The organism is Embleya sp. NPDC127516 (assembly GCF_044765325.1).
Taxonomy (GTDB): domain Bacteria; phylum Actinomycetota; class Actinomycetes; order Streptomycetales; family Streptomycetaceae; genus Embleya.
Map to the genome: position 1 here is coordinate 118,288 of NZ_JBIWJT010000022.1, position 9,675 is coordinate 127,962.

General features: G+C 74.4%; 1 protein-coding gene. It reads right to left on the reverse strand.

Features of this window, described 5'->3' with window-relative positions; genetic code table 11:
* Position 1: 1 nt before the first annotated feature.
* On the reverse strand, positions 2–9,604 hold the full coding sequence (locus ACIRL2_RS35005) for a type I polyketide synthase (protein WP_402237627.1): 9,603 nt from the start codon (positions 9,602–9,604) through the stop codon (positions 2–4).
* Between the last annotated feature and the right edge of the window lie 71 nt (positions 9,605–9,675).

The following is a 9,675-nucleotide window of genomic DNA, read 5'->3' on the forward strand; positions in this document are numbered from 1 at the left end:
GTCAGGAGATGCCGAACTGCTTGCCGATGAATTCGATGAGCTCGTCGTCGGTGGCCGAGTCGATCTCGTCGGCGATGCCTTCGAGTTCGCTACCGGGCGACTCCGGAGCGGGTGCCGCGCCGGCGGCCCAGCGTGCGGCGATCTCGGCGAGCCGGACCGCGGTCGCCTCGTGTTCGGCCGGATCGGCGGCCGCGTGCGCGAGGAGCGCTTCCAGGCGGTCGATCTCGGCCCGGATGGCGTCGGCGCTCGGAACCACCCGCGGCAGCAGCTCGCCGTGCAGGAATTCGGCGAGCGCGTTGGGCGTGGGGTAGTCGAAGACCAGCGTCGCGGGCAACCGCAGACCCGTCTCGGCGGTCAGCCGATTGCGCAGCTCCACCGCCGTGAGCGAGTCGAACCCCTGGTCCCGGAAAGGCTTCCCGGCCGCCACCGCGTCGGCGGAGGCGTGCCCGTGCACGATCGCCGCCCGGGTCCGGACCAACCGCACCAGATGTGGTCGGCGCTCCTCTTCGGCCAGTTCGGCGAGTGTCGCGATCAGCCTGGTCGCGGCCGTCTCGGGTGAGGTCGACGCCGAATCCGTTGCCGATCCCGAGGCCGTCGCCGAAGCCGCGGGCGCGCGCAGGAGTTCGGCGACCAACGGGTGCGGCCGGTCGCGGAACAGCACGTCCCAGTCGATGTCGCAGACCGTCAGGTGGCTCTCGTCCGCGTCCAGGATCTGCCCGAGCGCCTCGACCGCGAGGGCCGGATCGAGCATGGTCAGGCCCTGACGGCCGAGGCGCTCCTCGATCTCCGGCGCGGCGATCCCGCCGCCGGCCCAGTGCCCCCAGGACACCGAGGTCGCGGGCAGCCCGTCGGCCCGACGACGTGCGGCGAGCGCGTCCAGATAGGCGTTCCCGGGCGCGTAGTTGCCCTGGCCGGCGACCCCGCACAGTCCGGCCACCGAGGAGAACAGCACGAACGCCGACAGGTCGGCGTCCCGGGTGAGTTCGTCGAGATGCCGGGCGCCGTCCACCTTGACCCGCGCCACCCGCTGCTGCTGCTCCGGGGTCAGTTCGCCGATCACCGCGTCGTCCAGGATCGCCGCCGCGTGCAGCACGGCGGTCAGCGGGAACTCCACCGGGATCGCGGCCAGTACGTCGGCCAGCGCGTCCCGGTCGCCCACGTCGCACGACGCGAAGGACACCCGCGCGCCCGCCGCGGCGACGTCCTCGGCCAGTCGATCGGCGCCGGGCGCGTCCGCGCCGGTACGGCTGACCAGCAGCACGTGCTCGGCCCCGCGCGCCGCGACCCAGCGGGCCACATGCCCGCCCAGCGCCCCGGTCCCACCGGTCACCAACACCGTGCCGGACGGCCGCCAGGTCCCGGCCGGCCGGGCGGCACCGAGCGGCGCGCGAACCAGCCTGCGGCCCCAGGCCCCGGTCGGCCGCACCGCGACGTCCCGCTCGTCCACCGCGCCGGCCAGCACCGCCACCAGGCGGGCCCAGGCCGGTGCCTCGGCGTCCGTGCCGGGATACGCGCTCGGCAGGTCGATCAGTCCGCCCCACGAACGCGGATTCTCGGCCGCGACGACCCCGCCGAAGCCCCACACCTGCGCCTGCTCGGGTACCCGGACCGGGTCCGCCGCACCGGCCGTCACCGCGCCGCTGGTCACCGCCCACAGCGGTGCCACCACTCCCGCGTCGTCCAGGGCCTGGACCAGGGCGACGGTCGCCGCCGTCCCCCACGGCACCGCGTCGAACCCGGCCGCGGTGCCGTCGGCCAGTGCCAACAGCGAGAGCACACCCGCGACCGGTCCTGGCTGTGCCGCGGCCAGGTCCCGCAGCGCCGCCCGCTCGCCCCGGTCGCGAGCGACGGGAACACGCTCCACCCGGGCACCGGCGGCGGTCAGCAGCGGGGTCAGGAAGTCCGCCCACCCGCGGGCAGCCTCCTCCTCGGGCACCACGAGCAGCCAGGTCCCGGACAGGTTCCCGATCCCGGTCCCGGCGACCGGACGCCACACGATCCTGTGCCGCCACGCGTCGAGGGTGGCTCCCGAGCGCCGACGGTCCCACCACGACGACAACGCGGGCAACACCGCGCCCAACGACTCCGCCGAGGTCTGCGTACCCAGCGCCTGGGCCAGGCCCGCCTGGTCACCGCTCTCCACGAGCGACCAGAACGCCGCGTCGATCGTGTCCACCACCCCCGTGGCCGTAGCCGCGCCGGTCGTCGAACCGGCCGGGCCCGGGGTGTCGAGCCAGTAGCGCTTGCGCTCGAAGGGATAGGTGGGCAGCTCGACCCGACGCGGCCGGGTTCCGGCGAACGCGGCGGTCCAGTCCACCGCGACGCCGCGCACGAAGGCTTCGGCGAGCGAGATGTACAGGCGCTGCGCGCCGCCCTGGTCACGGCGCAGTGTGCCGACCACGACCGGGTTCTCCAAACCCTCCTCGTCCAGCGTCGCCTCGATCGCGGCGGTCAGCACCGGATGCGGGCTCACCTCCACGAACACGCCGTGACCGGTGGCGGCGAGACCTCGGGTGGCTTCCTCGAAGCGCACGGTCTCGCGCAGGTTGGTCGCCCAGTACGCGCCGTCCATCGCGGCCGTGTCCAACCAGTCCCCGGTGACCGTCGACCAGATCGGGATCGTCCCGGACACCGGTGCGATCTTGGCCAACTCGGCCACGATCTCCGACCGGATTTCCTCGACGTGCGCCGAGTGCGACGCGTAGTCCACCGGGATGAGCCGGGCCCGGCCGCCCTGGCCGGTGACCGCCGCGACCAACTCGGCCAACGCGTCCGGCTCGCCGGAGACCACCACCTGGCCGGGGCCGTTCACGGCCGCGACCGAGATCCGCCCGTCCCAGCCGGCGATCCGCTCGCGGACCACCACGATCGGCTCGGCCACCGACGCCATCCCGCCGCGCCCGGACAGCGCGACGATCGCCCGACTCCGCAGCGCCACCACCCGTGCTCCGTCGGCCAGGGACAGTCCGCCGGCCACCACGGCCGCCGCAATCTCGCCCTGCGAGTGGCCGACCAGCGCGTCCGGCGCCACCCCGAAGGAGCGCCACACCTCGGCCAGCGACACCAACACCGCCCACAACAGCGGCTGGACCACATCCACCCGATCCAACGACGGCGCGCCCTCGACACCGGTCAACACCTCGACCGGCGACCAGTCCACGAACTCCGCCAGGGCCGCCGCGCACTCGTCGAAGCGGGCCGCGAACACCGGGGACTGGCCGTGGAGTTCGGCCGCCATACCGGTCCATTGCGAGCCCTGGCCCGGGAACACGAACACGGTTTTGCCCACCGGTCCGGCCGTCCCGGTCACCACGCCCGCCGCACTCTCGCCGCGTGCCACCGCGTCCAGGCCGAACGCCCATCCGGTCGTGTCCCCGACCAGCACGGCCCGTTCCGCGAACAACGCCCGCGAGGTGAGCAGCGAGAACCCCGCGCCCACCGGATCCTCGTCCAGTGCGCCGCGCACCCGACCGGCCTGCGCCCGCAGCGCGTCCGGAGTCCGGCCGGACAGGACCCACGGGAGCACGGCCGGGGCGGCCGCGAGCGGCTCCTCGACGCGCACTTCCGCAGGAGGCTCCGGGAGTTCGAGAATCACGTGCGCGTTCGTGCCGCTCACCCCGAACGCCGACACCGCCGCTCGGCGCGGCCGACCGGTCTCCGGCCACGGCTGGGCCTGCGTCAGCAGCCGCACCGCGCCCGCCGACCAATCCACGTGCGGCGTCGGCTCGTCCACATGCAACGTCCTGGGCAACACCCCGTGCCGCAGCGCCTCCACCATCTTGATCACACCCGCCACACCGGCAGCCGCCTGCGCGTGCCCGATATTCGACTTCAACGACCCCAACCACAAAGGCCGTTCGACCGGCCGACCCTGCCCGTACGTCGCGATCAACGCCTGCGCCTCGATCGGATCCCCCAACGTCGTACCCGTCCCGTGCGCCTCGACGACGTCCACGTCCGCCGCCGTGACACCCGCGTCGGCGAGCGCCCGGCGGATCACCCGCTGCTGGGACGGGCCGTTCGGCGCGGTCAGACCGTTCGAGGCGCCGTCCTGGTTGACCGCGCTGCCCCGCAGCACCGCGAGCACCCGATGCCCGTTGCGCCGCGCGTCCGACAACCGTTCGAGCAGGACGAGTCCGACGCCCTCGGCCCAGCCCGTACCGTCGGCGGCGCCGGCGAACGCCTTGCAGCGCCCGTCCACGGACAGCCCACGCTGCCGGGAGAACTCGACGAACATGCCCGGCGTGGCCATCACGGCCACGCCCCCGGCGAGCGCGAGGTCGCTCTCCCCGGTGCGCAACGACTGGGCGGCCAGATGCATCGCCACCAGTGACGACGAGCACGCGGTGTCCACCGTGACCGCGGGGCCCTCGAAGCCGAACGAGTAGGAGATCCGACCCGACGCGACACTGCCCGCGCTCCCGGTGCCGAGATAGCCCTCCAGGCCCTCGGGCGCCTCGGTCAGGCCGCGCCCGTAGTCGTGACCGGCCATGCCGGCGAACACGCCGGTCCGGCTCCCGATCAGCGTGTCCGGGTTGATCCCGGCCCGCTCGAACGCCTCCCACGCGGTCTCCAGGAGCAGCCGCTGCTGCGGGTCCATGGCCAGCGCCTCGCGCGGCGAGATGCCGAAGAACGCGCTGTCGAACCCGGTCGCGTCGGACAGGAAGGCACCCGCACGGGTGTACGACGTGCCCACCCGGTCCGGATCCGGGTCGTACAGGCCATCGATGTCCCATCCCCGGTCGGTGGGGAACTCGCCGACGGCATCCGTACTGGCCTCCACGAGCCGCCACAGGTCGGCGGGCGAACTCACCCCACCGGGAAGGCGGCAGGCCATCCCGACGATCACGATCGGATCGTCGGCGTCCGCCCGAGCCGCCGCGCCGGCGGCGGCCGTCGTCTCGGTCTCGCCGACGCCACCGACGTCGCCGAAGATCTCACCGCGCAGGAATTCGGCGAGCGCGTTGGGCGTGGGATAGTCGAAGACCAGCGTCGCGGGCAACCGCAGACCCGTCTCGGCGGTCAGCCGATTGCGCAGCTCCACCGCCGTCAGCGAATCGAACCCCTGGTCCCGGAACGGCTTCCCGGGATCCACGGCGGCGGCGCCGCGGTGGCCCTGGACCACCGCCGCCTGGGTACGCACCGCCTCGACCAGGAAGCGCAGCCGGTCGGCCGAGCCCAGCCCGGTCAACCGGGTCGCGAAGGTGTCGCCGCCGGCCTCGGCGAGTGCGGGCGCGGACGCGGCGGGATCCGGGCCCTTCGCGCCGAGCAGTTCGGCGACCAGCGGCGCGCGCCGATCCCGGAACAACACGTCCCAGTCGATGTCGCACACCGTCAGATGCGACTCGTCCGCGTCGAGCACCCGGCCCAGCACCCGGATGGCCGCATCCGGGTCGAGCATCCGCAACCCCTGTCGGGTCAGCCGCTGTTCGACCTCGGGAGCGGCGATCCCGCCACCGGCCCAGTGGCCCCACGAGATCGCCGTCGCGGGCAGCCCGGCGGCGCGGCGCCGGGCGGCCAGCGCGTCGAGGTGGGCGTTGCCGGGCGCGTAGTTGCCCTGGCCGGGCACGCCGCAGATGCCCGCGAGCGAGGAGAACAACACGAACGCGGACAGGTCGAGGTCGCGGGTGAGTTCGTCCAGGTGGCGGGCGCCGTCCACCTTGACCCGCAACACACGGTCGAGTTGATCGAGGGTCAGGTCGGCGATCACCGCGTCGTCGAGCACCGCCGCCGCGTGCACGACGGCGGTGAGCGGGAATTGTGCGGGGACGCCCGCGAGTACGTCCGCCAGCGTGGTGCGGTCGCCGACGTCGCAGGCCGCGAAGGACACCCTGGCGCCGGACGCCTCCAGGTCCGCCGCGAGGGCCGGTGCGTCCGGGGCCTCGGCCCCCGACCTGCTCACCAGCAGCACGTGTTCGGCGCCGCGCGCCGCGACCCAGCGGGCCACGTGCCCGCCCAGCGCTCCGGTGCCGCCGGTGACCAGCACGGTCCCGGACGGCTGCCACGACCCGGCCGAGGAGCCGGCCGCGTGTGGTGCCCGGACCAGCCTGCGGGCCCACGTCGCCGCGCCGCGGATCGCGATCTCGCTCTCCCCCGCCGCGCCGGACAACACGGCGCTCAGCCGTGTGGCCGCCGCGTCCGCCGGCAGCGCGTCCGGAATGTCGATCAAACCGCCCCACAGGTCGGGGAGTTCGGCCGCGGCGATGCCGCCGAAGCCCCACACCTGGGCCTGTTCCGGCACCCGGACGGGGTCGTCCGCGTCCACCGAGACCGCACCGCCCGTGACCGCCCACACCGGAGCGTGCACGTCCGCGTCGCCCAGGCCCTGGACCAGCGCCAGTGTGGCCGCCGCGCCCCACGGCACCGCCGGGTACGCGGTGACCGACCCTTCGGCCAGGGCGAGCAGCGACACGATCCCGGTCACCGGCTCCCCGGCGGCGCCGGCGGCCTCCGCGAGCAGCGCGCGCAGCGCGGCGCGATCCGCCTGTTCACGGCCCACCACGACGGGCGCCACCCGAGCCCCGAAGGATGCCAGGGCGGTATCGAACCACCGGGCCACCGGGCCGGAGTCCGACCCCTCCGCAAGCGCCAGCAGCCAGGTGCCGGTGAGCCGCTCACCGCCCTCCGCGCCCGCCACCGGCCGCCAGACGATGCGATGCCGCCAGGCATCCGTGCCGGCATCGGAACGGCGCCGGTCCCACCACGAGGACAGGGCCGGCAACACCGCGCCGAGCGGCTCGGCCAGATCGCCGTCGACGTCGCCCAGCGCGGCGGACAGACCCGCGCGGTCGCCGCCCTCGACGAGGTCCCAGAAGGCCGCGTCGACCGCCACCGCGGCGGGCGGCGTGTACTCGCCGGTGTCCAGCCAGAACCGCTCACGCTGGAACGCGTAGGTCGGCAGGGACACCCGCTCGACCGCCCCCGCCTCGAACGCGACGTCCCACGCGACCGGTACACCGCGCACGAACGCCTCGGCCAGCGAGGTGTGCAACCGGAGCAGATCGCCCTGATCGCGGCGCAGCGTGCCGACCACGACGGTGTCGGCCGCGCCGATCTCCTCCAGCGTGTCCTGGATCGCGGCGGTCAGCACGGGATGCGGGCTCACCTCGACGAACACGCCGTGATCGGCGTCCGCGAGCGCGCGCACGGCCTCCGCGAACCGCACGGTCTCGCGCAGATTCGTCGCCCAGTACCCACCGTCCAGTTCGGCGGTGTCGATCCACGCGCCGGTCACCGTCGACCAGAGCGGGATCGTCCCCGAGGTCGGCGCGATCGCGGCCAGGTCGGCGACGATGCGCGCGCGGATCTCCTCCACCTGGGCCGAGTGCGACGCGTAGTCCACCGGGATCACCCGGGCCCGACCGCCCTCCGCGGTCACCGCGGCGACCAGTTCCTCCAGCGCGTCCGGCGCGCCCGAGACCACCACCTGACCCGGGCCGTTGACCGCCGCGACGGAGATCCGCCCGTCCCAACCGGCGATACGCGCCCGGGCCTCGGGCTCGGCCAGCGCCACCGAGGCCATCCCGCCCCGTCCGGACAGCGCGAGGATCGCCCGACTGCGCAGCGCGACCACCGTGGCCCCGTCCTCCAGGGACAACCCGCCGGCCACCACCGCGGCCGCGATCTCGCCCTGCGAGTGACCGACGAGCGCGTCCGGGACGACCCCGTACGCCCGCCACACCTCGGCCAGCGACACCAGCACCGCCCACAACACCGGCTGGACCACGTCCACCCGATCCAACGACGGCGCGCCCTCGTCACCGGTCAACACCTCGACCGGCGACCAATCCACGTGCGTTTCCAGCGCCTTCGCGCACTCGTCGAACCGTGCCGCGAACACCGGCGACTGGGCGTACAGGTCGGCGGCCATCCCGGCCCATTGCGAGCCCTGTCCGGGAAAGACGAACACGGTCCTCCCGGCCGCGTCCGCCGTGCCGGTGACCACGCCCGGTGCCGATTCGCCACGTGTCAACGCGCCCAGCCCGGTGGTCAGCGCGGCCCGATCCGCGCCCACTACGACCGCCCGCTCGCCGAAGACCGAGCGCGCGGAGGCCAGTGAGAAGCCCACCTCGGCGGCGTCGATCGCGGGGGCGGCGTCGAGTCGCTCGCCCAGTCGAGCGGCCTGGGCTCGAAGTGCCCGCGGCGACTTGGCGGAGAGCACCCACGGGGTCGACGGTGCGGGCGCCGGCGGCGGAACCGGCCGCGAGTCGCGATCCTCGTCCGGGAGTTCCAGGATCACGTGCGCGTTGGTGCCACTCACCCCGAACGCGGACACCGCCGCGCGGCGCGGCGCGGCCGTCTCCGGCCACGACCGGGCCTCGGTCAGCAGCCGTACCCCGCCCGAGGACCAGTCCACGTGCGTGGTGGGTTCGTCCACGTGCAGGGTCTTGGGCAGTACGCCGTGCCGCAGCGCCTGGACCATCTTGATCACGCCGGCCACGCCCGCCGCGGCCTGCGCGTGGCCGATGTTGGACTTCAACGAACCCAGCCACAACGGCCGTTCCGGCGCCCGGTCCCGGCCGTAGGTGGCCAGCAGCGCCTGCGCCTCGATCGGGTCGCCGAGCCGGGTGCCGGTGCCGTGTGCCTCGACCACGTCCACATCGGCCGGGGTCAGGCCCGCGTTGGCCAGCGCCCGGCGGATCACCCGCTGCTGGGAGGGGCCGTTGGGCGCGGTGAGCTGGCTGCTGGTGCCGTCCTGGTTGACCGCGCTGCCCCGGATCACCGCGAGCACCCGGTGCCCGGCCGCGCGTGCGTCGGAGAGCCGCTCCAGCACCAGCAGCCCGACGCCCTCGGCCCAGCCGGTGCCGTCGGCGGCGCCGGCGAACGCCTTGCACCGGCCGTCCGCGGACAGGCCGCGCTGGCGGGCGAACTCGACGAACATCCCGGGCGATGCCATCACCGTGGCGCCGCCCGCGAGCGCGAGATCGCACTCGCCCGAGCGCAGCGACTGCGCCGCCAGATGCAGCGCCACCAACGACGACGAGCACGCGGTGTCCACCGTCACCGCGGGCCCCTCGAACCCGAAGGTGTAGGAGATCCGCCCGGACGCCACGCTCGTGGTGCTGCCGGTGAGCACATAGCCGTCCACCCGGTCGGGCGTGGTCTTGTACAGCCGCGGCGTGTACTCCTGTGCGATCACACCGGCGAAGACCCCGGTGGACGAGCCGCGGATCGCCGCCGGATCGATCCCGGCGTCCTCCAGGGCCTCCCACGCGGTCTCCAGGAGCAGCCGCTGCTGGGGATCGGCGGCGAGCGCCTCGCGCGGCGAGAGACCGAAGAAGGACGCGTCGAATTCGGCCGCGTCGTGCAGGAATCCGCCCTGGCGGGTGTACGTCCTGCCGACCGCGTCCGGGTCCGGGTCGTACAGACCGTCCAGGTCCCATCCCCGGTCGGTCGGGAAGCCGCCGACCGCGTCCCGGCCCTCGGCAACCAGCCGCCACAGGTCGTCCGCCGAGTGCACGCCGCCCGGCAGCCGGCAGCCGATACCGACCACGGCGATCGGTTCGTTCCGGGCTTCCTCGTTCTCCCGCAGCCGGCGCCGGGCCTGGTGCAGGTCGGCGGTCACCCGGGTGAGGTAGTCGCGCAGCTTCTCTTCGTTCGCCATGGGGTATCTGCCTTTTCCGTGCGGCGGCTTCGCCGTGGTGGTGGTGCCAGTCGTGGGGGCCCGGGGGGCGT